The sequence below is a fragment of the Mesorhizobium sp. WSM4806 genome, from assembly GCF_055811635.1.
Genome location: NZ_JBVVQZ010000006.1, coordinates 1 through 25,652 on the forward strand (window position 1 = coordinate 1; position 25,652 = coordinate 25,652).

General features: G+C 63.2%; 17 protein-coding genes and 1 pseudogene. 11 read left to right on the forward strand and 7 right to left on the reverse strand.

Annotated elements, in window-relative coordinates; all coding sequences use genetic code 11:
- The first annotated feature begins 198 nt into the window (after positions 1 to 198).
- From AC0L2M_RS11120 to AC0L2M_RS11135, 4 genes are all read left to right on the forward strand, one after another.
- A complete protein-coding gene (locus tag AC0L2M_RS11120) occupies positions 199 to 3,177 on the forward strand; it encodes a sarcosine oxidase subunit alpha (RefSeq protein WP_473535005.1) in 2,979 nt (992 codons plus the stop codon).
- The gene (locus AC0L2M_RS11125) at positions 3,170 to 3,799 is read left to right on the forward strand and encodes a sarcosine oxidase subunit gamma (RefSeq protein WP_128167458.1); all 630 of its coding nucleotides are present in this window, start codon (positions 3,170 to 3,172) and stop codon (positions 3,797 to 3,799) included. Before AC0L2M_RS11120 ends, AC0L2M_RS11125 begins: the two co-directional genes overlap by 8 nt.
- A 264-nt stretch (positions 3,800 to 4,063) precedes the next feature.
- Positions 4,064 to 6,433, forward strand: coding sequence for a DUF1989 domain-containing protein (locus AC0L2M_RS11130; RefSeq protein WP_473535006.1), 2,370 nt, complete (start codon positions 4,064 to 4,066; stop codon positions 6,431 to 6,433).
- Between the two features lie 362 nt (positions 6,434 to 6,795).
- Positions 6,796 to 8,505 (forward strand): APC family permease, encoded by a 1,710-nt coding sequence (locus tag AC0L2M_RS11135; RefSeq protein ID WP_473534861.1) that lies wholly within the window; start codon positions 6,796 to 6,798, stop codon positions 8,503 to 8,505.
- A gap of 113 nt (positions 8,506 to 8,618) precedes the next feature.
- On the opposite strand, the gene AC0L2M_RS11140 is transcribed toward AC0L2M_RS11135, so the two are convergent.
- The 4 genes from AC0L2M_RS11140 to AC0L2M_RS11155 form a co-directional block, all read right to left on the reverse strand.
- Positions 8,619 to 10,112 (reverse strand): aldehyde dehydrogenase family protein, encoded by a 1,494-nt coding sequence (locus tag AC0L2M_RS11140; protein ID WP_473534862.1) that lies wholly within the window; start codon positions 10,110 to 10,112, stop codon positions 8,619 to 8,621.
- Between the two features lie 256 nt (positions 10,113 to 10,368).
- Complete coding sequence (locus tag AC0L2M_RS11145) at positions 10,369 to 13,536, reverse strand: efflux RND transporter permease subunit (protein ID WP_473534863.1); 3,168 nt, start codon at positions 13,534 to 13,536, stop codon at positions 10,369 to 10,371.
- Positions 13,537 to 13,785: 249 nt separating this feature from the next.
- Entirely contained in the window at positions 13,786 to 14,925 is a 1,140-nt protein-coding gene (locus AC0L2M_RS11150) for an efflux RND transporter periplasmic adaptor subunit (RefSeq protein WP_287226458.1), read from the reverse strand.
- A 74-nt stretch (positions 14,926 to 14,999) separates the two neighbouring features.
- Positions 15,000 to 15,608, reverse strand: coding sequence for a TetR/AcrR family transcriptional regulator (locus AC0L2M_RS11155; RefSeq protein ID WP_128167597.1), 609 nt, complete (start codon positions 15,606 to 15,608; stop codon positions 15,000 to 15,002).
- Between the two features lie 227 nt (positions 15,609 to 15,835).
- Here AC0L2M_RS11155 and AC0L2M_RS11160 point away from each other — a divergent pair, with 227 nt between their 5' ends.
- A complete protein-coding gene (locus AC0L2M_RS11160; protein ID WP_023800231.1) occupies positions 15,836 to 16,189 on the forward strand; it encodes a VOC family protein in 354 nt (117 codons plus the stop codon).
- Between the two features lie 56 nt (positions 16,190 to 16,245).
- Entirely contained in the window at positions 16,246 to 17,139 is an 894-nt protein-coding gene (locus tag AC0L2M_RS11165; RefSeq protein ID WP_287226142.1) for a PhzF family phenazine biosynthesis protein, read from the forward strand.
- 145 nt (positions 17,140 to 17,284) lie between these two features.
- Here the strand turns inward: AC0L2M_RS11165 and AC0L2M_RS11170 are convergent, their stop codons facing one another.
- Both AC0L2M_RS11170 and AC0L2M_RS11175 read right to left on the reverse strand, forming a co-directional pair.
- Positions 17,285 to 17,791, reverse strand: coding sequence for a DUF417 family protein (locus tag AC0L2M_RS11170; protein WP_473534864.1), 507 nt, complete (start codon positions 17,789 to 17,791; stop codon positions 17,285 to 17,287).
- A gap of 37 nt (positions 17,792 to 17,828) precedes the next feature.
- Positions 17,829 to 19,397: an MFS transporter gene (locus AC0L2M_RS11175; RefSeq protein ID WP_128167464.1), complete on the reverse strand. Its 1,569-nt coding sequence runs from the start codon at positions 19,395 to 19,397 to the stop codon at positions 17,829 to 17,831.
- Positions 19,398 to 19,531: 134 nt separating this feature from the next.
- Here AC0L2M_RS11175 and AC0L2M_RS11180 point away from each other — a divergent pair.
- Positions 19,532 to 19,722 (forward strand): annotated as a pseudogene (locus AC0L2M_RS11180) (VOC family protein); the annotation flags it as partial.
- Positions 19,723 to 20,020: 298 nt separating this feature from the next.
- On the opposite strand, the gene AC0L2M_RS11185 reads toward AC0L2M_RS11180, so the two are convergent.
- The gene (locus AC0L2M_RS11185; protein WP_473534865.1) at positions 20,021 to 21,658 is read right to left on the reverse strand and encodes an acyl-CoA synthetase; all 1,638 of its coding nucleotides are present in this window, start codon (positions 21,656 to 21,658) and stop codon (positions 20,021 to 20,023) included.
- A gap of 182 nt (positions 21,659 to 21,840) precedes the next feature.
- On the opposite strand from AC0L2M_RS11185, the gene AC0L2M_RS11190 reads away from it, so the two are divergent.
- The 4 genes from AC0L2M_RS11190 to AC0L2M_RS11205 all read left to right on the forward strand — a co-directional run bounded on the left by AC0L2M_RS11190 (position 21,841) and on the right by AC0L2M_RS11205 (position 25,582).
- Positions 21,841 to 22,806: a sugar-binding transcriptional regulator gene (locus tag AC0L2M_RS11190; protein ID WP_128167466.1), complete on the forward strand. Its 966-nt coding sequence runs from the start codon at positions 21,841 to 21,843 to the stop codon at positions 22,804 to 22,806.
- Positions 22,807 to 22,886: 80 nt separating this feature from the next.
- Positions 22,887 to 24,941, forward strand: coding sequence for a bifunctional aldolase/short-chain dehydrogenase (locus AC0L2M_RS11195; protein ID WP_473534866.1), 2,055 nt, complete (start codon positions 22,887 to 22,889; stop codon positions 24,939 to 24,941).
- A 109-nt stretch (positions 24,942 to 25,050) separates the two neighbouring features.
- Complete coding sequence (locus AC0L2M_RS11200) at positions 25,051 to 25,308, forward strand: type II toxin-antitoxin system RelB/DinJ family antitoxin (protein WP_023800222.1); 258 nt, start codon at positions 25,051 to 25,053, stop codon at positions 25,306 to 25,308.
- Between the two features lies 1 nt (position 25,309).
- Positions 25,310 to 25,582 carry a type II toxin-antitoxin system RelE/ParE family toxin gene (locus tag AC0L2M_RS11205; protein WP_023800221.1) on the forward strand — a complete coding sequence of 91 codons (273 nt, stop codon included), beginning with the start codon at positions 25,310 to 25,312 and terminating at the stop codon, positions 25,580 to 25,582.
- Positions 25,583 to 25,652 lie beyond the last annotated feature (70 nt).

Genomic DNA, 25,652 nt, shown 5'->3' on the forward strand with positions numbered 1-25,652 from the left:
AAAAATTATTATTCTCCGCCCGCCCCGCCCGCCCGCCGCCCCCCCGCCGCCCCCCCCCCGCGGTGGGGGGGGGGGGCCCGCGGGGGGGGGGGGGGGCCCCGGCGCCGCACCCCCACCCCGCTGCTTCGCAGCGACCCTCCCCACAAGGGGGAGGGTTAGGGGCAGCGCGACGCTCCTGCATGAAGGCCGGCAACCGTGATCACCAGCCAGCCCCATCGTCTCACATCGGGCGGTCTCATCGACCGCTCGGCGCCGCTGAACTTTCGCTTCGACAGCAAAACCTTTGCCGGCTTCCAGGGCGACACGCTTGCCTCGGCGCTGATCGCCAATGGCGTCAAGCTGGTCGGCCGCTCGTTCAAATACCACCGGCCGCGCGGCATCCTGACCGCGGGCTCGGAAGAACCCAACGCACTGGTCGAGCTGCGCACCGGAGCCCGGCGCGAGCCCAACACCAAGGCGACCACCGCCGAGCTTTATGACGGTCTGGAAGCCGCCAGCCAGAACCGCTGGCCGTCGCTGCGCCACGATCTGATGGCGGTCAACCAGCTGTTCTCACCGATCTTCGTCGCCGGCTTCTACTACAAGACCTTCATGTGGCCGGCAAAATTCTGGGAAGCGGTCTACGAGCCGGCGATCCGCCGCGCCGCGGGTCTCGGCCGCGCCGCGGGCGTTGCCGATCCTGATCATTACGACAAGACGTGGGCGCATTGCGACGTGCTGATCGCCGGTTCCGGCCCAGCCGGGCTGGCGGCAGCACTTGCCGCCGGCCGATCTGGTGCCCGCGTCATCCTGTGCGAGGAAGATTTTGCGCTTGGCGGCCGCCTGCTTGCCGACGGCGGCACGATCGACGGGGTGCCCGCAGCCGAATGGATTTCGCGCACGCTGGCCGAGCTCGCCTCGCTGCCGGACGTCCGCATCATGACCCGCACGACGCTGTTCGGCGTCTATGATGGCGGCACCTATGGCGCGATCGAGCGGGTCAACGACCACCTGCCCTCCCCGCCAGAGCATCAGGTGCGCCAGCGGCTGTGGCGGATCGTGGCAAAGCGCTCGATTGTTGCCGCCGGCGCCATCGAACGGCCGATCGTTTTTGCCGGCAACGACACGCCCGGCGTGATGATGGCTTCGGCGATGCGGACCTATATCGCGCGCTATGCGGCAACCCCGGCGAAGAGGATTGCGCTGTTCACCAACAATGAGGATGGCTGGCGCACGGTCGAGGCGGCACTCGACGCCGGATTGCAGATCGCTGCCGTTGTCGATGCGCGTCCGGACGTATCGGCCGCGCATCGCGCGCTTGCCGCCAAGGCCGGCTTTGCCGTTTTGAACGGTTTCGTCAGCGGGGTGGACGGCGGCAAGGACGGTGTCAGGAAAATCTCGGTGGCGCTCGCCGGCGGCGCACGCGCCGAGGTCGAAGCCGACGGGCTTGCCGTTTCCGGCGGCTGGAACCCGGCGGTCGGGCTGACTTCCTACCATCGCGGCCGGCCGAAATGGCAGGACGACATATCCGCCTTCGTGCCGGACGGCGCGCCTCCCGGCATGGTGGCCGCCGGTGCCGCCAACGGCGCTTTTGGGCTCGGCGCCTGCCTGCGCCAGGGATTCGCCGCCGGTGCGGCGGCAGCGCAGAGTGCCGGACACAGCGGCAATGCCGGCGCTCCGCCAGTCGCCGAAGACGAAGCTTTTTCGCTGACCCCGCTCTGGCATGTTGCCGGCAAAGGCAAAGCCTTTGTCGACTACCAGCATGACGTCACCGCTGCGGACATCGAACTGGCGCAGCGCGAAGGCTTTGAGTCGGTCGAGCACCTCAAGCGCTATACGACGCTCGGCATGGCGACCGACCAGGGCAAGACCTCGAATGTCGCCGGCCTCGCGATCATGGCGGCGCTGTCAGGAAAATCCCTTCCCGAGACCGGCACGACGATCTACCGTCCGCCCTATGTGCCGGTCGCCATCGGCGCGTTTGCCGGCCATCATCGCGACGAAAACTTCCATGCGACAAGGCTGACGCCGTCGCATCACTGGGCAGCCGAACAGGGCGCGGTGTTCGTCGACACCGGCTTGTGGAAGCGCGCGCAATGGTATCCGCGCGCCGGCGAGAAGGACTGGCTGGAAACGGTCACCCGCGAGGTCAAGGCGGTGCGCGGCGGTGTCGGTTTTTGCGACGTCTCGACGCTCGGCAAAATCGACGTGCACGGACCGGATGCCGGCGCCTTCCTCGACCGCGTCTACATCAACACTTTCTCCAACCTTGCTGTGGGAAAAGCCCGCTACGGGCTGATGCTGCGCGAGGACGGCATGGTCTACGACGACGGCACCACGTCGCGGTTGGCCGAGGACCACTATTTCCTGACCACCACGACCGCCAAGGCCGGGCCGGTGATGCAGCATCTCGAATTCTGCCGGCAGGTGCTGTTTCCTCAATTCGACGTGCAACTTACGTCAGTCTCCGACCAGTGGGCGCAATTCTCGATCGCCGGGCCGAGCGCACGGGAGTTGCTGAAACAGATCGTTGATGATTCAGAGGACCTTTCGAACGAGGGCTTTCCATTCATGGGCGCGCGGGAGGTATCCCTTCGCGGCGGCATCGGGGCGCGGCTGTTCCGCATTTCGTTCTCCGGCGAGATGGCGTTCGAGATCTCCGTTCCGACCTGCTACGGCGACGCGCTGGTGCGCAACCTGATGATAGCCGGCAAACAATTCGGCGCCACACCCTATGGCACCGAGGCGCTTGGCGTCATGCGCATCGAAAAGGGCCATGTCGCCGGGCCCGAGCTGAACGGCACGACGACCGCGGCCGATCTCGGCTTGGGCAAGATGATGTCGACCAAAAAGGATTTTATCGGCCGCGTCATGGCCGGACGCGAGGCGCTGGTCGCACCGGACCGGCAGGTCGTGGTCGGCATCAAGCCGACGGACAGAGCGCGCCGCCTGCGCTCCGGCGCGCATATCATTCCGAAAGCCGAGGTACCGGGTTCCGCCAACGACCAGGGCTATGTCACCTCGGTCTGTTTCTCGCCGACGCTTGACCAGTGGATCGGGCTGGCGCTTGTCGAGCGCGGCCGCGAGCGCATCGGCGAGATCGTCCATGCGCATGACCCGCTGCGCGGTGAAGACTATGATGTCGAGCTGTGCAATCCCGTCTTCTACGATCCGGATGGAGGGCGCCAGCGTGGCTGAGTTTTCGTGGCTTTCTCGCAGTCCGCTGGAGCACGCACTTGTCGTGGGCGCCCATGGCGCGCGCGACGTCGCGTCGGGCATTTCCCTCAGTGAAGTTCGCAATTTCGACCTGATCCAGGTGATGGCGCGGCGCGGCAAAGGGGCGGAACTGGCAAACGCCGCCAAAGCCCGCTTCGGCATGGCGGCTCCGGACGCGCCCAAGGCGGTGCAAGCTGCGGACGCTGCGCTCATCTGGTCGGGACCGGACCAGTTCCTCGTCCTGTCCAAAGGCGGCAAGCACGTGATGGACATTTTGAGACAGGCGTTCTCGCAATCCGCCTCGCTGTCGGACCAATCGCATGCGCGCGCCCTGATCAGCGTCTCGGGAGCCAAGGCGCGCGCCATGCTGGCGAAATTGTCATCGATCGATCTGCACCCGACGGCGTTTCCGATCGACGCCGCTGCCACCACATCGATCGACCACACCGGCGTCAATCTCTGGCGTGGCAATGATCGGCCGGACGGGCAGCCGGTGTTCAATCTTCTGGTGTTTGCAAGTTTCGCCGAAAGCCTGTGGCACACGATGCTCGACGCAGCCGCCGAGTATGGCGTCGACATCGGGTATTCCGAGGAGTTGGGGTAGCGGTTGCCTCTTCCCTTCTCCCCTTGTGGGAGAAGGTGGATTGGCGCGCAGCGCCAAGACGGTTGAGGGGTGTTGGACGGAGTGCGGCCGATGCCAAGCTGGAGCACCCCTCATCCGACCGAGCTTCGCTCGGCCACCTTCTCCCACAAGGGGAGAAGGGGGAGCCCCACCACCTTCGCCTTGCCAAACCGACACGCACTGCTATTCTTGCTGATAAAATAATTTTACGGACAGGCAAACTTGTTTCTTGAGACCCGGGTCGAGATGAGCCAGTCGCCCTACCCCGCCGTCGCTGCCGGACCGCCTCGACCGAGCCTAATCCTGCGGCCCGGCGAGATCGCGCTGCCCGCCGGCATGGAGCGCTATTCCGTTCAAGGCAATGGCGCGGTGCTCATCGATGTCGAGGCCGGCGATACCATCATCGTACGCAACGTCGAAGGCGGCCAAGCCTGCGAGCTCTTGGCATGGGACAAGAGCGGCGTGACTGATGCCGGCATTTTCGGCGAGAAATCGAACAGCAATGCCGCCGGCACCAAGGCGTTGCTGGCCAATGGCGACGACAGCCTCGCGTCCTTGCGCCGGGGGCTCGAGCGACGCCAGGTGCAGCTCGATCAGCCAAAGGCGGCTCGCATCTTCGGCGGCGCCACCCCTGCCGGCACCGAACAGGGTTTTTCCGTCGCGCGCGACGCCTCGATGCTGATCGCCGCCCCGGGCGGGCCGATGCCGGTCGACGGCCACGACACTGCAACGCCGCTCGGCGTCATCGTGCGCCGCGCCACGATCCGTCCGGCGGCGAAGTCCAGGCTTGGCGACCCGCTGGCCGACCCGGTGCTCGATTTGCGCGTCCATTCGGCGACCGCGGAAGCCTACTTCGTCAGGGCGGGTGACTATCTGCAGATCATCGATGTCGACGGGCGGCAATGCACCGACTTCCAGTGCTTTTCGGCGCGCAAGCTCGACAAGGGACGCGACCATCCGCTCGACGTGACGACGACCCGCACGCTGATGGGTTCGAGCTATCCGATGCCAGGCCTGCATTCGAAATATTACGACCAGGACATGGAGCCGCTGGTCGAGGTGGTGCAGGACACCTGCGGCCGGCACGATGCGTTCGCGCTCGCTTGCGCCGCCAAATATTACGACGACATCGGCTATCCCGGTCATCCCAACTGCTCGGAGAATTTCAACCGTGCGCTTTCCGACAAGGGTGTAACTCCTCGCGCGGGCTGGATGGCGATCAATTTCTTCTTCAACACGGCGATCGACGCGCACGGCGTCATGGTGTCGGACGAGCCATGGTCGCGGCCGGGCGACTATGTGCTGCTGCGGGCGCTTACCGACATCGTTTGCGTGTCGTCCGCCTGTCCCGACGACACGACGCCGGCCAATGGCTGGAACCTGACCGACATCCATGTGCGGACCTATTCCGGTAAGCATAAATTCTCGCGAGCGATCGCGAGACGCATGACGCCCGATTCGGAACCGAAAATGACCCGCGAGACATCATTTCATTCGAGCTTTGCCAAGCACACCCGCAACTTCGTCGAGTACAGGGGTTATTGGCTGGCCAATTCCTTCGCAAAAGAGGGCCCTATCGACGAATACTGGGCCTGCCGGCGGGATGCCGTGATCATGGACCTGTCGCCGCTGCGCAAATTCGAGGTCACCGGCCCGGATTCCGAAGCGCTGCTGCAATACACGCTGACCCGCGACATCAAAAAACTCGGCGTCGGCCAGGTCGTCTATTCCGCCATGTGCTACGAGCATGGCGGCATGATCGACGACGGCACGCTGCTCAGGCTCGGCAAGGACAATCTCCGCTGGGTCGGCGGCGACGATCTGTCCGGCGAATGGCTGCGCGACACGGCGACGAGCCTCGGCCTCAACGTGCTGGTGCGCTCGTCGACCGACCAGATGCACAATGTCGCCGTGCAGGGACCGAAGAGCCGCGACATCCTGAAGGAGATCATCTGGACTTCGCCGCTGCAGCCGTCGATCGAGGAGCTCGAATGGTTCCGTTTCGCCGTCGCCCGCATCGGCGGCGGCAACGGCATTCCAATCGTCGTCTCGCGTACCGGCTACACCGGCGAACTCGGCTACGAGATCTGGTGCCATCCCCGCGACGCCGAGAAGGTGTTCGACGCCATCTGGGAGGCCGGCCAGCCGCACGGCTTGAAGCCGATGGGACTGCTGGCGCTCGACATGGTGCGCATCGAGGCCGGGCTGATCTTTGCCGGCTATGAATTTTCCGACCAGACCGACCCGTTCGAGGCCGGCATCGGCTTCACCGTGCCGCTGAAGAGCAAGACCGACGATTTCATCGGCCGCGAGGCGCTGATCCGGCGCAAGGAAAACCCGCAGAAGAAACTGGTCGGCCTCGACATCGACGCCAATGTCGCGGTCGGCCATGGCGATTGCGTCCATGTCGGCCGCGCCCAGATCGGCGAGGTCACTTCGAGCATGCGCTCGCCCGTGCTCAACAAGAACATCGCGCTGGCCAGGCTTGACGTTACCCATTCCGCCATTGGTACCGAAGTCGAGATCGGCAAGCTCGACGGCCACAGCAAGCGGCTGCCGGCGCGCGTCGTCGCCTTCGCGCACTACGACCCGCAAAAGACCAGACCGCGTTCCTGACGGCAGCATCCCTTGCCTTCTCCCCCTGTGGAAGAGGGTGGATCGGCGCGCAGCGCCGAGACGGAAGAGTGATGTTGGACCGAATGCTGTCGGTGCCAAGCTGGATCACCCCTCATCCGACCTCGCTTCGCGAGGTCACCTTCTCCCACAAGGGGAGAAGGCAAGAGCGTGTCCCACATCTGCGATGTGCACAGCTTCACAAAAACGCTTGACGTGAAAGCGTGACGCGTCGATCTTCACTCCCAAGAAAAAAATACTACTGAGCGGAAAACGCCTGAGGTCGTTCAACGCGTGCGTCGGTGACGCATCGCGAAATGTCGACTGTCGCCGATGGGGAACATCAAAATGGGGAATTCACGCAAATGAGCACGATAGTCTCTGCCCTGGTGCCGGCTGCCGAAGGGAAGCTGCACCGGAACATCGATTGGCGCGGTGCCTTCTGGGTGGCAAGCGGCGTTCCCGCCCTTGTGCTGTTTTCGATCGGCGGCATTGCCGGCACGACCGGGAAGCTGGCCTTCCTGATCTGGACCGTGTCCATGATCATGGGCTTCCTGCAATCCTTCACCTATGCGGAAATCGCTGGCCTGTTCCCGAACAAGTCCGGCGGCGCCTCGATCTATGGCGCCACCGCCTGGCTGCGTTATTCCAAGTTCATCGCGCCGCTTTCAGTGTGGTGCAACTGGTTCGCCTGGTCGCCGGTGCTGTCGCTCGGCTGCTCTATCGCCGCCGCCTATATCCTCAACGCGCTGGCGCCGGTGCCGCTGTTTACCGACACCTCGCCGGAAGTCCTTGCCTATATCGCGGCTAATACTGGGGCGAGTGCCGCCGACGCCATCACGGCGGTGAGCGCGGCCGCGACGCCGGCGATCCGCAACTGGACGCTCTACAGTCACACGTTGGGGCCGGTCTCTTTCACCTTCAACGCCACCTTCTTCATCGGCGCGGTGCTGATGCTGATCATCTTCTCGATCCAGCATCGCGGCATCCTGGGCACGGCCAACGTGCAGAAATATATCGGCCTGTTCGTGATCATCCCGATGCTGATCGTCGGCGTCGTGCCGATCGTCACCGGCCAGATCGACTGGGCGAATTTTTCGCCACTGGTGCCGCTGGCGGCCGCCTACGCGCCGGAGCCCGGGGCGTGGAACATCGCCGGCTGGACGCTCGTTCTCGGCGGCATGTTCATCGCCGCCTGGTCGACCTACGGTTTCGAGACAACCGTCTGTTACACGTCCGAGTTCAAGAATCCCGGCACGGACACCTTCAAGGCGATCTTCTATTCCGGCCTGCTGTGCATGCTGCTGTTCATCCTGGTGCCGTTCACCTTCCAGGGCGTGCTCGGCTTGAACGGCATGCTGGCCACCCCGATCGTCGACGGCTCCGGTGTTGCCGATGCCTTGGCCGGCATGGTCGGCGGCGGACAGCTCATCCATAGCCTGCTGGTGATGCTGATGATCCTGGCACTGGTGCTGTGCATCATGACGGCGATGGCGGGGTCCTCGCGCACGCTTTACCAAGGCTCCGTCGATGGCTGGCTGCCCCGCTATCTCAGCCATGTCAACGAGCACGGCGCCCCGACGCGGGCGATGTGGACCGACCTGATCTTCAACCTGGCCGTGCTGGCCATCGCCTCGGCCGACGCGACGAGTTTCTTCTTCATCCTCGCCGTGTCGAATTGCGGCTACATCATCTTCAACTTCCTCAACCTCAACGCCGGCTGGATCCACCGCATCGACAATGGCCATATCGCGCGGCCATGGCGCGCGCCGAGCTGGCTGCTCGGCCTCGGCGCCATCTTTGCCTATGTCAACATGATCTTCATGGGCGCCGGGGCAAAGGTCTGGAACCCGATGGCGCTGTGGGCAGGACTGATCACGGCTGCCCTCATCATCCCGGTGTTCTGCTTCAGGCATTACATCCAGGACAAGGGAAAGTTCCCCGACCATATGCTGGCTGACCTTGGCATGACGTCGTCGGATCTCGCGGTCAGAAAGGCGGGAATCCTGCCCTACCTGACGCTGATCGCCGGCGTCGTGGTGATGCTGCTCGCCAACTGGCTGTTCGTCATCTGACCCCGCCTGAAGGGATCAAGCGCGCGATGCGCGCTTGATCCCCGCATGTTCGTGCCGATGATTACCCGCCGCCGAGGCGGGTTTTTCGTTTCAGGGCCTATTCGGCGGATCGCTCAATCGATCTTGATGAACACGCCCTTGGTGTTGAGATACTCGTCGAGGTGCTCGGCACCGCCCTCGCGGCCGTAGCCGCTCATCTTGTAGCCGCCGAAGGGCACGGCCGGATCGATGGCGTGATAGGTGTTCACCCAGACTGAGCCGGCACGGATTTTTCGCGATAGCTGGTGGGCGATGGCGATGTTGCGGGTGAAGACCCCGGCAGCAAGACCGTAGGGCGTGTTGTTGGCGCGCTCGACCGCCTCATCGAGCGTATCGAACGGCAGCGCCGAAATCACCGGCCCGAAGATCTCCTCGCGCGCGATCCTCATGTCGTCCGAAACGCCGGCAAAGACGGTCGGCGCGACGAAATTGCCGGCGGCCAGCGCACCTTCCATGAGGCGTTCACCGCCGGTGACGAGGGTCGCGCCCTCCGCCGTGCCGGCCTGGAGATACGAGGCGACCCGTTGCAGCTGCTTTTCGGAGACGAGCGGGCCGATCTCGGTCGCCGGATCGATGCCGTCGCCGATCCTAAGACCCTTGGCATAGGCCGCCAGCCGCTCGACGAATTCATCATGGACGGAGCGTTCGACGAACAGGCGCGAGCCGGCGATGCAGATCTGGCCGGAATTGGCGAACACCGACATCGCCGCCACCGGCACCGCCTTGTCGAGATCGGCGTCGGCGCAGACGATGACCGGCGACTTGCCGCCAAGCTCCAGCGAGACGCGCTTGAGGTTGCCGGCCGAGGCGCGGACGATCGACTGGCCGGTTGCCGTCGAGCCGGTGAAGACGATCTTGTCGACGCCCATATGCTCGGCAAGTGCGGCGCCTGCCTCGGCGCCGGTGCCGGTCACGATGTTGACGACGCCTGGGGGAACGCCGGCCTCGTTCATGAGGTCTGCGATCAGAAGCGGCGTCAGCGGCGCCTCTTCCGACGGTTTCAGCACCACCGTGCAGCCGGTCGCCAGCGCCGGTCCGATCTTCCAGATCGAAGCCGCCGTCGGGGCGTTCCACGGGATGATGGCGCCGACGACGCCGACCGGCTCCTTGCGCGTGAAGGAGACGATTTCGCCCGGCAGCGAGTTCTCGATCGTCTCGCCGTGCAGGGACGTCGCCATGCCGGCGTAATAGCGCAGCATGCCGATGACGCGGTTGCGGTTGGCCAGGGTGCGCACGATCGGCATGCCCATGTCGGTCGTGTCCGAGCGGCTGATCTCCTCCCAGTGCTTTTCGAAGAGATCGGCGATCCTGAGCAGCAGCACCTGCCGCTCATAGGGCTTGCACCGGCTCCACGGCCCGTCGAAGGCCCTGCGCGCTGCGGCCACCGCCAGCTCGACATCCTGGCGGTCGCCGCGCGGCACCGTGGCAATGACCGCGCCGGTGGCCGGATTGCGGGTCTCCATGGTCCTGCCCGAGCGGGCGTCGACCCAGGCCCCATCGACGAACATTTTGCGGTGGCGTCCGTCGATCGGCCGGCGCAGCGCCACCGGTGCCTGAGCTATGGTCATGACGTCCTCCTCCGGCGCGCAGTAGCCTCACTTGAGATTAATTATCGATGTCGGCGCCGCTCCTCATCAGCCTGCCGGGCACTTCTCCCCGTATAGTGACGGGGAGAAGGGGCTGGCCGCACGCTCGGCGCTTTTTTTGCAGCGCTGGATATTGGCGAAATCCTTTGCGAAGGCGTCCTTCTCCCCGTCACTATACGGGGAGAAGATGGCGGCAGCCAGATGAGGGGCGGCGCCAACCTGCGCGATTGCCTCGACCCTATTCGGCCGCCAGGGGCAGTTGCGGCTGGTCATCGTTTTCCGCCAGTTTCGGCTCGGCGGCCGGCTCGGCGGCCGGCGCCGCGTCCTCGACCTTCTTGCGCTCCCGGCCGAAGAACAAGGCATAGCCTGCCGGAAGGACGAGGATGGTCAGCACCGTGGCAACGAGGATGCCGCCCATCATGGCATAGGCGAGCGGACCCCAGAAGACGCCGCGCGAGATCGGGATCAGTGCCAGGACCGCCGTCAGCGCCGTCAGCATGATCGGCCGGAAACGGCGGACTGCCGAGCCGATGATGGCCTCCGAGCGTTCCATGCCGGCTGCGATGTCCTGGTCGATCTGGTCGACCAAGATGATCGAGTTGCGCATGATGATGCCAAGCAGCGCGATGACGCCGAGAATGGCGACGAAGCCGAACGGCGCGCCACTGATCAAAAGTGCCGCCGCAGCACCGATGATGCCGAGCGGACCGGTCGCCAGCACCAGCATCGCCTTGCCGAAGTGCTGCAGCTGGATCATCAGCAGCACGACGATGACGGCCAGCATGATTGGAGCTTTCGCTGCAATCGAGGCCTGGCTTTCGGCCGAATCCTCGGCGCCGCCCTGGATCTCGATGTTGTAGCCGGGCGCCAGACCGTCGCGCAGGCCCTGCATCTCGCTGTACATCTTCATGACGACATCGTTCGACTGCACGCCGTCCGGCAGCGTGGCGCGCACGCTGATGGTCGGCAGGCGGTCGCGCCGCCATTCGACGCCTTGCTCCAGCACCGGGACGACCTTGGCGACCTGCGACAGCGGCACGAAGCCACCGAAATCCGTCGGGACAGAGATCGAGTCGACCGCCGACAGCAGGTGGCGACTTGCCTCCGGCTCGCGGGCGACGATCGAAACCGTCTCCTCGCCGTCGCGGAAATCATCGAGCGGCGCTCCCGACATGGTCGCCTGCAGCATCTGGCGGATGCGCTGCGAGGTGACGCCGAGCGCACGGGCGCGATCCTGGTCGATCACCAGCTTCATCTCCGGCACCGGCTCCAGCCAGTCGTCGTGGACGGCGCCGAGCAGCGGATTTGCCTGGAACTTCGCCTTCACCTCGTCGGCGATGCGGCGCACCTCCTGGCGATCCGGGCCCATGACGCGCATCTGCACCGGCCAGCCGGTGGGCGGCCCAAGGAACAGGCGGTCGACCTTGGCACGGACGGACGGAAAATCCTCGGCCAGAATGGTGCGCAGCTTGGCGATCAGCCGCTCGCGGGCCGGTTCGTCATTGGCCATCACCAGAAGCTGGGCAAAGTTCGGATTGCGAAGCTGCTGGTCGAGCGGCAGGAAGAAGCGCGGCGCGCCCTCGCCGATATAGGTGGCGATGAAGCGCTTGTCCTTGTCGTCCATCATCCTGGTTTCGAGCGCCTTGGCCTGCGTCTCGACTTCCTTGATGCTGGTGCCTTCCGGCAGCCAGAGGTCGACAAGGATTTCCGGGCGCGACGACTGCGGGAAGAAATTCTGCGGGATGAACTGGAACGCCCACAGGCTGGTGACGAAGGTCACCAGCGTCATGACCAGCACGATGATGCGGTGGCGCACGGACCAGCTGACGGTGGCGCGAAGCCGGCGATAAAAGCGCGTGTCGAAGACATCGTGATGGCTGCCGGCGTGTTTTCGCTGCTTGAGGATCATATGACCAAGCCACGGCGTGAAATAGACCGCCACGAACCAGGAGACGACCAGCGCGATGCCGACGACGTAGAACAGCGTGCGCACATATTCGCCGGCCGTCGAAGCCGCGAAGCCGACCGGGATGAAGCCGGCGGTGGTGATCAGCGTGCCGGTCAGCATCGGAAAGGCCGTCGAGGTGTAAGCGAAGCTCGCCGCCTCGATCTTGACCATTCCTTCCTCGAGCTTGCGTTCCATCATTTCGACGACGATCATCGCATCGTCGACAAGCAGGCCGAGCGCGATGATCAGCGCGCCAAGCGAAATGCGCTGCAGATCGATGCCGATCTCGTACATGATGGCGAAGGTCGCGGCCAGAACGAGCGGAATGGTGATCGCGATCACCAGGCCCGAACGCCAGCCGATCGTCAGGAACGAAACGACAAGCACGATCAGCAGCGCCTCGCCGAGCGCCGTCATGAACTCGCCCACCGCGTCCCGCACGACTTCCGGCTGGTCGGCGATCTGATCGACCGAAACGCCGTAAGGCAAGGCCTCTTCGAAGCGGCGATAGGTCGCCTCGACCTCCTTGCCGACATCGGTGACGTTGAAGCCCTTCGCCATGACGACGCCGACCTGGACGCTGTCCTGGCCGTTGAAGCGGTATTTGCGCTGATAGGGATCCTCGAGACCTTGGCTCACGGTTGCGATGTCGCCGAGGCGCGTCACCTGATTGCCGGCGCGCAGGCGAAGCTCGCGGATGTCGGCCGCCTCGGTCACGCTGCCCTCGACCGAGATGCGCACCGAGCGCTGGCCGGTATCGACCGAGCCTGCCGGATCGACATTGTTCTGGCCCTTGATCGCGTTCTGCAGATCGGTGAGTGTCAGGCCGCGCTCGGCAAGCACCTTGGACGAAACGTCGATATAGAGCTTTTCCGGCTGGTCGCCGATGATCACCGCCTTCTCGACGCCGGGCGTGGTCAGCAGCATGTCACGCGCCTGGATGGCCAATTTCTTCAGCTCGGGATAGCTGTAGCCATCGCCGCTGATCGAATGCAGGGTGATGAAAGTGTCGCCGAATTCGTCGTTGAAGTAAGGCCCAAGCAGCCCCTGGGGCAGCTCATTGGCGATATCGCCGACCTTCTTGCGTACCTGGTAAAAGGCATCCGCGACCTGGGTCGGATTGGTGTCGCCTTCCACCTGCAAGGTGATGATGGCGCTGCCGGCGCGCGTGTAGGAACGGACGAAATCGAGATGCGGCGTTTCCTGCAGCTTGCGCTCTATCTTGTTGACGACCTGGTCCTCCATCTCCTGGATCGAGGCACCGGGCCAGACCGCCTGGACGACCATGACGCGGAAGGTGAAATCTGGATCTTCCTTCTGGCCCATGCGCATCAGGCCGAGCGCACCGGCAACGATGATCAGGCCGAACAGGAACCGCGCAATGCTCGGGTGCCCGATCGCCCAGCGCGAAAGATTGAAAGGCCGTTTTCCATTGGTGTCGGTGGTGTCGGTGGTCATAGCGCCAGTCCATCTGTGTGATCGTCAGCGCACGCACATGGCATGCCCACGGAGCTTCTAATGCTGGCTTCCGGGCGGCGAGGCTTTCCGAGCGGAGAGACACTCATCGCGGTGGGGCGCTAGGATCGATGTCGGGGGGGTACATCGACCTGACGTCTCGACAATCGGGCGCCTGCCGCCCGGAAACCGTGAACCGCTTGACCTCGCGGCTTGCGCCGATGCGAGGAAAAGCCGTTTTCTGCCTGGCCGTCAGCGCACGCGCTTGACGGCGTCGCCATCATCGTCCGCCGATGCGGACTGCTGCACCGCATCGCCGGCCAGCTTGACTTTCAGATTTTCGGTCATGAATTGCGTGCCCGCAGCAACGACGACATCGCCGGGTTTCAATCCTTCGGCAACATGCACGCCGTCGGTGGTGAACTCGGCGACCTTGATCGGACGCGCATGGACGGTCTCGCCGTTGCGGTCCACGGTCCAGACGATCTGCTGGCCGTCCTTTTGCGCCAGCGCGCTCAACGGGATCGATACGCTTTGCAGGCTGTTGTTGGCGGCCGAAGCCTCTATATTCGCGGTCATGCCGAGAAGCACGCGCGGATCGCTGGGCAGGCTGACGCGAACGGCAAAGGTACGCGACTGCTGATCGGCACTCCCGGCGACTTCACGGACCTTGCCGTCGAGCGTCAGCGCTTCGTCGGACCAGAAGCTTGCCTTGACGTCCTTGCCCGGCTTGAACTGGGCGATATCCGTTTCCGGCACGGCGATCAGCACTTCCTTTTCGCCATCGACGGCAACGGTCACAACCGGCGTGCCGGAGCCGACCACCTGACCGACATCGGCGGCGACTGACGTGACGATGCCATTCCTGTCCGCCTTGAGGTCGGTGTAGAGGACCTGGTTCTTCGCCTGGTCAAGCGCTGAACGGGCGGAATTGCGGGTGGCGACCGCCTGATCATAGCTGAGCGTCGCCTGTTCGAGCTGCGATTTCGAGGAGAACTTCTTGGCAAACAGCTGTTCGGCACGACGGCGGGCAAGGCCCGTTGTCTCGACCTGCCGCTCGGCGGCCTCGAGGCTGGCCTCGGCGCTGTTGACCGAAAGGTCGTAGTCGGCGGGATCGATGCGGGCCAGAACGTCGCCCGGCTTGACGCGCTGGCCGATGTCGACCAGGCGCTCGGTGATCTTGCCGTTGATGCGGAAGCCGAGATTCATCTCGGTGCGGGCACGCACCGATCCGGAGTAGGAGAGCTCACGGGTATTGTTCGCCTTGGCGATCTCGACGACCTTGACCGGCCGGACGATGTCCTTGACTTCCACTTTTTCTTGCGAGCAACCGGCGAGCCCAAGCGCCGCGACGACGACCAGAGCCGGACCAATGGCCGGCAGCCTGTTCATGATGGATTTGGACAAAGACACTTGCGTACTCCCGAACTGGAGATGGATTGTCGACGCCCGGCGGACGCCGCCGGTCATTTCTTCAAGGCCCTGATGGCAAACTCGATAAGCTCGTCCGGCATCGCCCGGTTGTTCTTGGCAAGGCACTGGGCGACCATCTGCGGGTGACACAGGGTGATGATAGAGGCGCCGAAACACCGCGAAGCGACTTCCGGGTCCTGGTCGGCAAACTCGCCGGCCGCGATTCCCTCGCGGATCACCTCCTCGACCAAGCCGCGGATCCTGTCGATATGCTTCTCGATGACATGCCAATCGCGCTCGATGGCGACGACGACCATTTCGTGCACCTTCTCCTGGTCGAGCATGGTGTCGCGGGTCCACTGATAATGCGTTTGCACGTAGCGGCGCAGCCTTTCGCTGGCCGTTCCGGGACTATGGCAGGCGTCGTAGGTCAGTTGGTAGCAGGTAGCGAGCATACGGCCGCAAACGGCCTGGTGGATTTCGACCTTGGAGGCGAAGAAACGGTAGATGTTGGCCGTCGACATGCCGAGTTCACGGGCTATGTCGGCGACATTGGTCTTGCCGTAGCCGTAGTGGCGGAACAGCCGCTCTGCGCAATCGAGGATGCGCGCGACATTCTCCTGCCGGACCAGATCAGCCGTCGTGTCGAGGGTGTCATGCATCATGTATCATTAGCTCTTACGAGTGACGAATTTTGAATTTCGTCACTCGTAATTCGAAATTCCCCGCCTGTCAACAGGTGATGTTACCTTTCTGGACGACCGGTGACATCCTTTGATACAACCTAGGCGTGAACAGCGTTAACGAAGCCTGCTGCGCGTCCCCGCAGCGCAGCAATGCGTTATCATCGAAGCTGTGGAGATACGCCAAGCTGTGAAGGAGACATGGAATGACCGTGCTGCGCATTGTCTCGAATATCGCAACTGACAGCATTCCGGATGTTCGGAAGTTCTATACCGATTTGTTCGGGCTCGATGCCGTCATGGATCACGGCTGGCTCGTCACGCTGGCGTCCAGCGAAACCACCGTCCCCCAGATCAGCATCGCCAGCGAGGGCGGCTCAGGCACACCGGTGCCAGATCTGTCGATCGAAGTCGACAATGTCGACGCGGTTTATCTTCGCGCAAACGAGATCGGTTGCAGAGTGGTCTATGATTTGACCGACGAACCGTGGGGGGTAAGACGCTTCTTCATTGCCGACCCGACCGGCAAGCTGCTCAACGTGCTCTCCCACCTCCGCTAGTTAGAAATTGTCTGCAATACCGAAACGGGCCCAATTGCGGTTCTCGGAGGAAAACCATGAACAGAACAATTCCATTTCATTTCGTCGATGTCTTCGCGGTAGAGCCGCTGACTGGCAATTCCCTCGCGGTGGTCGATGGCGGTGACGAGTTGGCGCTCGAGCTGATGCAGAACATTGCCCGTGAGTTCAACCAGTCCGAGACCACTTTTGTCCTACCGGCGACCCGGGCGGACGCCGATTGGAAATTGCGCTCTTTCACGCCGAAAGGCGTGGAGGTTTTCGGCGCAGGCGGCCACAACACGCTAGGGGCCTGGTGGTGGCTCGCTGCGGCGGGGCGGCTCGAGTTGGGCGATGGCCCGACATGGTTTCACCAACAGATCGGCGACTTGGTATATCCATTGGCCATCTGGCAAAGCCAAGGAAAACTCGAAAAGATCATTATGCGGCAAGAAGCCCCAGTGGCCGGCCGGCAGATCTCAAATCCTGGCGCCCTTGCCGCGGCACTTGGCCTAAATACTGAAGAAATAACGGACGTCGTGCCTTGCCAGGTGGTCTCGACCGGTGCTGCCCATCTCCTGGTGCCAATCCGCGATCGCCAAGCCGTCGACCGGATTTCGCCTGACGCCAAACAGCTTTTCGACCTGCTCAACGAGGTCGGCGGGGAAGGCTGCTACGTCTTCTCACTTGATCCGCCACTGCGGGGAAGCACAGCGTATGCACGGTTTTTCAACCCGACTGTCGGCATTGCCGAGGATCCGGCAACCGGTACGGCGGCTGGTCCGCTCGCCGCACATCTGGTTGCACACGGTGTTGCGCAGCCCGGCGTAGTCAAGGTCGAGCAAGGCACGGCGCTCGGACGTACCAGCATCATCGAGGTGGATGTCGACGCCGGCTCGGTGAGCGTGTCTGGACGCGGCATCGTGGTGGCGAGCGGGGCGTTTTCGATCTAGTCGAAGGTGAGTCAGATGGCGCGCAGGCACCGAACTTATGCCCGTCTCACAAGTTCGCAGCAGGTGGAGCCCCGCCTTTGGCGCGGGTAGGCGGGATGACGTGGTTCTGCCACTCGCTTCGACTTGGATCCGCTTAGGTGGCCGATTAGTTTAATCTGTTCAGGCTTTCGCCCAGTATGACAAGCGCGATGCCGAGCAGCGCAATGTCCTTGATCAGGAACTGGCCGGCGGGACCGAGCGCGGGAAAGCCCAGAGTTGGCTCCCAGATCGGCAGGGCAACCATGATCGAACAGGTGACCAGGAAAATCAGGGCGGCCAATGCCCCGCCGGCGACACCGGCGCGCGCCGACCAAGGGCAGGCAATCAGGAGAAGCCCGGTCGCGATCTCCACGACGCCAAGCAGATAAGAGGCACGGGCTTCACCAAATACCGGATACATCCAGGCGAGCCAAGGCGTGCCGCCGATCAGCGGCCTCAACGCCTCGATCTCAACGGCCGTGAATTTCATCCCGCCGATCATGAGAAGCGGCAATATGACCCCAGTCAGGGCGACGATCGACCCGGCTTTGCTGACCGCGGCGGCCTTTCGCGCCCATGGCCGAGAAAGGGTCTCGTCTTGACCTTCAGACTCTGATGGTCTGAGAATCGGCATGGGGTTCCCTCCTCATGTTCCGTGTCGTGCTTAAGCCTCAGGCGTCGGTTGGTGTCGCAGCTTTTGCTGGCTGCTGCCCAGCCTCAGACTGCCCCCGCACTTTTTGCAACAGGACCCCCGCAAGGATGGCCGCAGCCAGCGCCACCAACGCGCAGATGCCGGCAGTCATCTGGAATGCCTGAGTGAACGCCTCCCGCGCTTTGCCGAGCAGATCGGAACCGAGCGTCTCCGGTAAGGCAATTGCAACTGCGACGGCGCCTCCAAGCGTGTCCTTGGCAAAGCTGATTTCCTGTTCGGACACCCCGTCCGCGACCAGCCCGGTCACTCCGCTGCGATAGATGGCGGTGACGATGCTGCCAAGGATCGCGATGCCGAGCGCGCCGCCCAACTCACTGCTGGTTTCCGCGAGGCCGGAGGCCGCACCGGCTTGCCCGGGTTCAACGGTTCCCACGATGAGGTCGGTGGCCAAAGTGAACACCGGTGCAAGGCCCAGGGAAAAGACGCTGTAGCCTGTGACGATGACCGCGAGATCGGCTCGACCGCCACTGCGGGTGAGAATAAGGAATCCCACTGCCGCGAGCGCAAGGCCGACAGCCATCACATAGCCCGGGCGAGCCTTACCGGCCGCGATTGGCGTCAGCATCGAACCGGCGATGAAAGCGACGGCGGAAGGCACCGTCCACAGGCCCGCTACAAAGGGTCCCATCCCGAGCACCAGTTGCAGATATTGCGCGATGAAGAGAAACGAGCCGAACGCCACGAAGAAGCCGAGAACGTTGACCGCCAATGAAGCGCTGAAGGCGCGCGAGCGAAAGAGCCGCAGATCGACCAGAGGATTTTTCAGCCGTGGTTGACGCAAGACGAAAACCGCGCCGACAGCCACGCCGAAGACAATGGCGAAGGCCGCCTCCAAGCCGAATCCATGTTCGGCGATTTCCTTGATGCCGTAGATCACCGAAAGCACCGCGACAAGTGACAGCGCGGCGCTCAAGATGTCGAGCCGACCCGCTTCTGGATCGCGATACTCGGGCAGGACCATCGGACCGAACACCAGCAGCGCGACCATGACCGGTACGGCCACGAGGAACACGGAACCCCACCAGAAATAGCTCAGCAGGATGCCCCCGACCAGCGGGCCGATGGCAGCGCCCGCGGAGAAGCTGGCGATCCAGACGCCGATCGCAACCGTGCGCTCCCTCGGATCGAGGAACATGTTGCGGATCAACGAGAGGGTGGACGGCGCAAGCGTGGCCGCGGCAATCCCGAGCAGCGCACGCGAGACGATCAACATTTCGGCGCTTGTGGAGAACGCCGCGAAGACCGAAGCAATTGCAAATGTCACCGCGCCGATCAAAAGCAGTCTGCGGCGGCCGATGCGGTCGCCCAGCGTGCCCATCGTGATCAGGCATCCGGCAAGCAGAAAGCCATAAATGTCCACGATCCACAGAAGTTGCGAACTCGAAGGCCTCAAGTCTGCGCTCAACCGCGGCACAGCCAAATTCAAGACCGTCAGGTCCATGGAATAGAGCAGGCAAGGCAGCGCGATAACCGCGAGCCCCATCCATTCGCGCCGTGTAGCCCTGGGGCTCCGCTCCGCGTTTTCCATTAGAATGCTCCTCCTGCTAGATCTTCTTTCGTCGAGTCGGTTCTTTATCGAGGACGATCGCGAGGCGCTCGATCCGACACAGAGCGATCTTTTTGCTCCGTTCAGCCGATCCAGCTGCTGCAAGGCACGTTGTTGAGTGCGGCTCAGGCACCCCGGTGGCTGATCTGTCGATCGAGGTCGACAATGTCGACGCGGTTTATCTGCGCGCGAACGAGATCGGTTGCAGAGTGGTCTATGATTTGACCGACGAACCGTGGGGGTAAGACGCTTCTTCATTGCCGACCCGACCGGCAAGCTGCTCAACGTGCTCTCGCATCTTCGGTAAAAAAATTGTTCGCAATACTGAACGGGCCCAATTGCCGGTTCCCGGCATGAGCGGCGGCTCAGGCTAAATTCTGATCTGTCGTGATCCTTCGCGCCCCCCTCTGTCCTGCCGGACATCTCCCCCCACGAGGGGGGAGATTGGCGGTTTTAGCGCCCAGCTAGTCCTGCAATGTTGAAAGTTGGCGAAAGCGGCGATGACAGCCAATCTCCCCCCAAGTGGGGGAGATGTCCGGCAGGACAGAGGGGGGCGCTGTCCCGCTGCCATCAAACGCTCTGCACCGTCGTGACGCTAACGGCACCTACCCCTTGGCCATCTCCCTCAGCCGGAACTTCTGGATCTTGCCGGTCGAGGTCTTCGGGATTTCGGCGAAGATCACCGCTTTCGGCATTTTGAAGCGGGCGAGCAGCGCGCGGCAGTGATCGATGATCTCGGCCTCGGTCGCCGTCCTGCCCGGCTTCAGCTCGACATAGGCGATCGGCACCTCGCCCCATTTGTCGTCGGGCCTCGCGACGACGCCGCAGGAGGCGACGGCGGTATGCTTGTAGAGCGCCTCCTCGACTTCGATCGAGGAGATGTTCTCGCCGCCGGAAATGATGATGTCCTTGGAGCGGTCCTTGAGCTGGATGTAGCCGTCGGGATGCATGACGCCGAGGTCGCCCGAGTGGAACCAGCCGCCGGCGAAGGCCTCGTCGCTCGCCTTGCGGTTCTTCAGATAGCCCTTCATGACGATGTTGCCGCGGAACATGACCTCGCCGATCGTCTCGCCGTCGGCCGGCGTCTCCTCCATCGTCTCGGGGTCCATCACCGTCAGATCCTCGAGCGCGGCATAGCGCACACCTTGCCTGGCCTTCCTCGCCGCCTTCTGTCCCTTCTCCAGCCCATCCCACTCGCCCTGCCATTCGTTGACGACCGCCGGGCCATAGGTCTCGGTCAGGCCATAGAGGTGGGTGACGGCAAAACCCGCATCGGCCATGCCCGACAGCACCGCTTCCGGCGGCGGTGCCGCGGCGGTGTTGAAGGTGACCGTCTGCGGAAATTGCCGCTTGTCCTCGTCGCTGGCGTTGATCAGCACTGACATCACCACCGGCGCACCGCACAGATGGGTGACGCCGTGGTCGGCGATGGCGTCGTAGACCGGCTTCGGCCGCACCCAGCGCAGGCAGACATGGGTGCCGGCCTGCACGGCCAGCGTCCACGGAAAGCACCAGCCGTTGCAGTGGAACATCGGCAGCGTCCACAGATAGACAGCATGCTTGCCCATGCCGGCATGGATGGTGTTGGCATAGGCCATCAGCGCTGCACCGCGATGGTGATAGACGACGCCCTTGGGATTGCCTGTCGTGCCGGAGGTGTAGTTGAGCGAGATCGCGTCCCATTCGTCGTCCGGCACCGACCAGGCGAAATCCTCGTCGCCGCCCGCGACGAAGGTCTCGTAATCGAGCGAGCCGATCCGCTCGCCCTTGGGATAGGGGGCGTCAGTGGCGTATTCGGGATCGTCATAGTCGATGACCAGCGGTTTTACCCTGGCCAGCGCCAGCGCCTCGCTGACGACATTTGCAAATTCGCGATCGACGACCAGCACCTTGGTTTCGGCATGGTCGAGTTGGAAAGCGATGACGGCGGCATCGAGGCGGGTGTTGAGCGAATGCAGCACCGCCTTGGTCATCGGCACGCCGAAATGCGCTTCCAGCATCGGCGGCGTGTTGGACAACATGACGGTGACGGTGTCGCCCTTGCCGATGCCGCGCCTCTGCAGCGCCGAGGCAAGTTTCAGCGACCGCCGCCAGAAATCGCGATAGGTCGTGCGCTGGCGACCATGGATGATGGCGACATGGTCGGGAAAGGTCCTTGCCGCCCGCTCCAGATAGCTGAGCGGCGTCAGCGGCTGGTGGTTGGCTGGATTCCTGCCGAGATCCTGTTCGTAGGGATTGCCCATCCCGTCCTCCGCTAATGTCTGATCGAAACCTTCTACCCACAGGCTTCCGGCCCGTCACCATGCCACGATAGAGCGCATTTGGCACAAGGTATGATGTAGATTCAGCGGGCGAAAGGCATCGTTTGCCTTTGCCCAGTTTGACTTTTGTCGACAGCCGTGAATAATGTCAGCAAGGAGATGGCATGGCGATCCGACCGGCAGAACAGCTTATCCATAAGGCCGCCTGGCTCTACTATGCCCACGGCTTGCGCCAGGACCAGGTCGCCAGCCAGCTCAAGATTTCCCGAGCCTCGGTCGCCATGTATCTGCGCAAAGCGCGCGAGACCGGCATCGTCAACATCTCGACCTCGACCCAGCTTTTCACCGACGACGTCATGGCGCGCAAACTCGAAGACGCATTGAAGCTCGATGCCGTCTGGATAGCGCCGGAAAACGGCCATGTCGCCGATCCGTCGACCGACATCGCGGTGCTGGCGGCCAGCGTCTTTCTCGAGCTGATCAAGAAGGGCGATCGCATCGGCGTCGCCTGGGGAAGGACCATCTATACGATCGCCGACATCATGTCCTATGCCGATCTGCAGGATGTCACGGTGGTGCAGCTCTGCGGCAATCTGGGAGCCCCCTATTCCTACCGCCCCGACCAATGCACGATGGAAATCGCCCGCCGGCTCAATGCCAAGGGACTCAATTTCTATGCGCCGCTGGTGCTGACGACAGAGGAACTGGCGCGCGGCCTGCGCGACGAGCCGGTGATCCGCGAGCAGTTGTCGGGCATCAGTGCGTGCAATCTGGCGCTTTACTCAGTCGGCACCGTCGACGCCGACAGCCATGTCGTCAAATGCGGCGCGCTGACTGCCAGCGAAATGGAGGTGCTGCGTCGTGCCGGGGCTGCCGGCGTCATCGCCGGTCAGATCATCGACGCGCAAGGCAAGGCGCTCGACTGCAGCTACAACAGGCGGATCATTTCGGCGGAGCTGTCATCGCTGCGCAAGATTGAAAAGCGCCTCGTGGTGGTGCAGGAGGACAGCAAGTTCGGACCGCTGGTGGCGGCGATCGCGGGTGGGCTATGCACGCATCTGGTGGTCGCCGCCCGGATGGCGCGACGGCTGCTCGACCATGCCGGACCGGCAGCAGAAAAGGTCGCCTAGAGAACACAAGCCGCGGACGCATTGTCATCAAGGCGTCGCGGCATTCCTGTTTCACAACAAAACAACCGGACGAAGCGAACATGAAGAACCTGTGGAATGACGGCGACGCGGAGAATCTGGTTGCCGACTATGCAACAAAGGGTGTGGCCCGCGACCTGGCGCTGCGCGTCTACACGACCAGGCTTCTGGGCGGCGAACCGCGGCTTGTCCTGCATGGCGGCGGCAACACATCGTGCAAGACAAAGGCCATCGATCTCGTCGGCGACGAATGGGACGTGCTCTGCGTCAAGGGCAGCGGCTGGGACATGGGCATCATCGAGCCGCAGGGCCTGCCGGCGGTCAAGCTCGGCGCGCTGCTCAAGGCGCGGTCGCTCAAAAAACTCTCCGACGAAGACATGGTGGCGCTGCAGCGGGTGAACCTGATCGATCCGTCTTCGCCCAACCCTTCAGTCGAGACACTGCTGCACGCCTTCCTGCCGCATAAATTCGTCGACCATACGCACTCGACCGCCATCCTCGCCATTGTCGACCAGGACGATAGCGAGGCGCTGAGCAAGAAGGTCTTCGGCAACAAGATGGGATTCGTGCCCTACATCATGCCGGGCTTCGACCTGGCGAAGGCGGCTGCCGATGTCTTTGACGCCGACCCGACGGTCGAAGGCCTGATCCTCGACAAGCATGGCATTTTCACCTTCGGCGACGATGCCAAGCAGGCTTACGACCGGATGATCCATTATGTGAACCTCGCCGAGGATTTCATCGCCAGTCACGGCAAGCCGCGCAGCGAAAAAACCGCCTTGCCGGCCAGGCTGGCGAAGCCTGCGGAGATTGCGCCGATGCTGCGCGGCGCGGTGGCGGTGGCGCGCGGCGAAGGCCGCTTCGACCGTATGATCAGCGATTTCCGCACCTCGGACGCGATCGTCGATTTCATCAATTCGGCTGACATTGCCGACTATGCCGGGCGCGGTGTGTCGACGCCCGACCTGTCGATTCGCATCAAGACCGGACCGATGGCGTTGCCGGCGCCCGACGCGGACAAGATCGGCGACTACAAATCCGTCATTCGCCAGCATGTCGAAAAATTCGCCAGGGACTATCGCGCCTACTTCGAGACCAACGACGCGCTCGACGATGTGAAGCGCACTATGCTCGACCAGATGCCGCGCCTGACGCTGGTGCCGGGGCTCGGCATGTTCGGCCATGGCCGCACGCTGAAGGATGCGAAGATTGCATCCGACGTCGGTGAAATGTGGATCGAGGCGGTGCGCGGCGCCGAAGCAATCGGCGATTTCCATCCACTGTCCAAGGCCGACCTTTTTCCGCTCGAATACTGGTCGCTGGAACAGGCCAAGCTCGCCGCCAACAAGTCGAAGCCGCTGACCGGCCAAATTGTGCTGGTCACCGGCGGTGCCGGCGCGATCGGTGCCGCCACGGCAAAGCTGTTCGCCGACAATGGCGCTCATGCGGTCGTCGTCGATCTCGACGCGGCGAGGGCGACGGAGGCGGCAAAAAAAGCTGGCAACGGTGCGATCGGCGTCGGCGCCGACATCACCGACCCGGCGCAGATGCGCCCTGCCTTCGACAAGGCCATTGCCGTCTACGGTGGCCTCGACATCCTCGTCTCGAATGCCGGTGCGGCTTGGGAAGGCAGGATCGGCGAACTCGACGACGCCACTTTGCGCAAGAGCTTCGAACTCAATTTCTTCGCCCACCAGTCGGCGGCGCAGAACGCAGTGCGCATCATGCTCGAGCAGGGCACCGGCGGCGTGCTTTTGTTCAACACCTCCAAGCAGGCGATCAATCCGGGTCCGAAGTTCGGCGCCTATGGCATGCCAAAGGCGGCGACGCTTTTCCTGTCCAGGCAATATGCTGTCGACTACGGCGCCCACGGCATCCGCTCCAATGCCGTCAACGCCGACCGCATCCGTTCCGGGCTGTTGACCGACGCGATGATCGCCAGCCGTTCGAGCGCCCGCGGGGTCTCGGAAAAGGAATATATGGCGGGCAATCTGCTCGGGCAGGAAGTGACGGCCGAAGACGTCGCCCAGGCCTTCCTGCATCAGGCGCTGGCAGAGCGCACCACCGCCAATGTGACGACGGTGGACGGCGGCAACATCGCGGCGGCGCTGCGGTAATGCATGTCGCTCAAACGCCGCACATTTTCGAACGGTACGAACTGGACCGGACGGCTTGCGAATTCGGTCTTTCGTAGCTACATTGTAGCTCTCTTCAAGGAGCAGTAATATGGCAACGGAAACTGTGGTCCGCGCTCGGATCGATGCGGCGACAAAGGCACAGGCGACGGAAGCCTTGGCGGCAATGGGATTGTCCGTTTCCGACGCCATTCGCCTGCTGCTGGTCCGCGTCGCCGCCGACAAGGAGTTCCCCTTTCCGGTGAAGGTGCCGAACGCAACCACTCGAAAGGCCATGTTCGAATTGGAGCAGGGCAAGGGCAAGCGTTTCGCCTCGGCCGACGAGTTGTTCAAGGACTTGGAAATCTGATGTGCTGGCGCCTGTTCGATCCGGACAATTCCGCCGTGATGTGAAACGTGCCGAGAAGCGTGGCAAAGATCTTGGCAAGCTGCGCGAGCTGTTGGGCCTCCTGCTCGCCGGCGATGAACTCCCAGCGAGTTATAAGGATCATCCACTGAAGGGCGACTGGAAAGGCTATCGTGACGCTCACATCGAACCGGACTGGCTCTTGATCTATCGTGTCGCCGGCGATGAGCTACAGCTTGCTCGCACCGGGTCCCATTCCGATCTGTTCAATGAGTAGCCGAGGCGGGCACGCAACTTAGGATTTTTTGCGCTGCGGGCTGGAAACTTGCCATCCTCACCGCGGGACT

Coding starts and splice junctions, on each gene's coding strand:
- AC0L2M_RS11130 (WP_473535006.1), top strand. CDS start 4,064: ATGAGCCAGTCGCCCTACCCCGCCGTCGCTGCCGGACCGCCTCGACCG.
- AC0L2M_RS11135 (WP_473534861.1), top strand. CDS start 6,796: ATGAGCACGATAGTCTCTGCCCTGGTGCCGGCTGCCGAAGGGAAGCTG.
- AC0L2M_RS11140 (WP_473534862.1), bottom strand. CDS start 10,112: ATGACCATAGCTCAGGCACCGGTGGCGCTGCGCCGGCCGATCGACGGA.
- AC0L2M_RS11145 (WP_473534863.1), bottom strand. CDS start 13,536: ATGACCACCGACACCACCGACACCAATGGAAAACGGCCTTTCAATCTT.
- AC0L2M_RS11150 (WP_287226458.1), bottom strand. CDS start 14,925: ATGAACAGGCTGCCGGCCATTGGTCCGGCTCTGGTCGTCGTCGCGGCG.
- AC0L2M_RS11155 (WP_128167597.1), bottom strand. CDS start 15,608: ATGCATGACACCCTCGACACGACGGCTGATCTGGTCCGGCAGGAGAAT.
- AC0L2M_RS11160 (WP_023800231.1), top strand. CDS start 15,836: ATGACCGTGCTGCGCATTGTCTCGAATATCGCAACTGACAGCATTCCG.
- AC0L2M_RS11165 (WP_287226142.1), top strand. CDS start 16,246: ATGAACAGAACAATTCCATTTCATTTCGTCGATGTCTTCGCGGTAGAG.
- AC0L2M_RS11170 (WP_473534864.1), bottom strand. CDS start 17,791: ATGCCGATTCTCAGACCATCAGAGTCTGAAGGTCAAGACGAGACCCTT.
- AC0L2M_RS11175 (WP_128167464.1), bottom strand. CDS start 19,397: ATGGAAAACGCGGAGCGGAGCCCCAGGGCTACACGGCGCGAATGGATG.
- AC0L2M_RS11185 (WP_473534865.1), bottom strand. CDS start 21,658: ATGGGCAATCCCTACGAACAGGATCTCGGCAGGAATCCAGCCAACCAC.
- AC0L2M_RS11190 (WP_128167466.1), top strand. CDS start 21,841: ATGGCGATCCGACCGGCAGAACAGCTTATCCATAAGGCCGCCTGGCTC.
- AC0L2M_RS11195 (WP_473534866.1), top strand. CDS start 22,887: ATGAAGAACCTGTGGAATGACGGCGACGCGGAGAATCTGGTTGCCGAC.
- AC0L2M_RS11200 (WP_023800222.1), top strand. CDS start 25,051: ATGGCAACGGAAACTGTGGTCCGCGCTCGGATCGATGCGGCGACAAAG.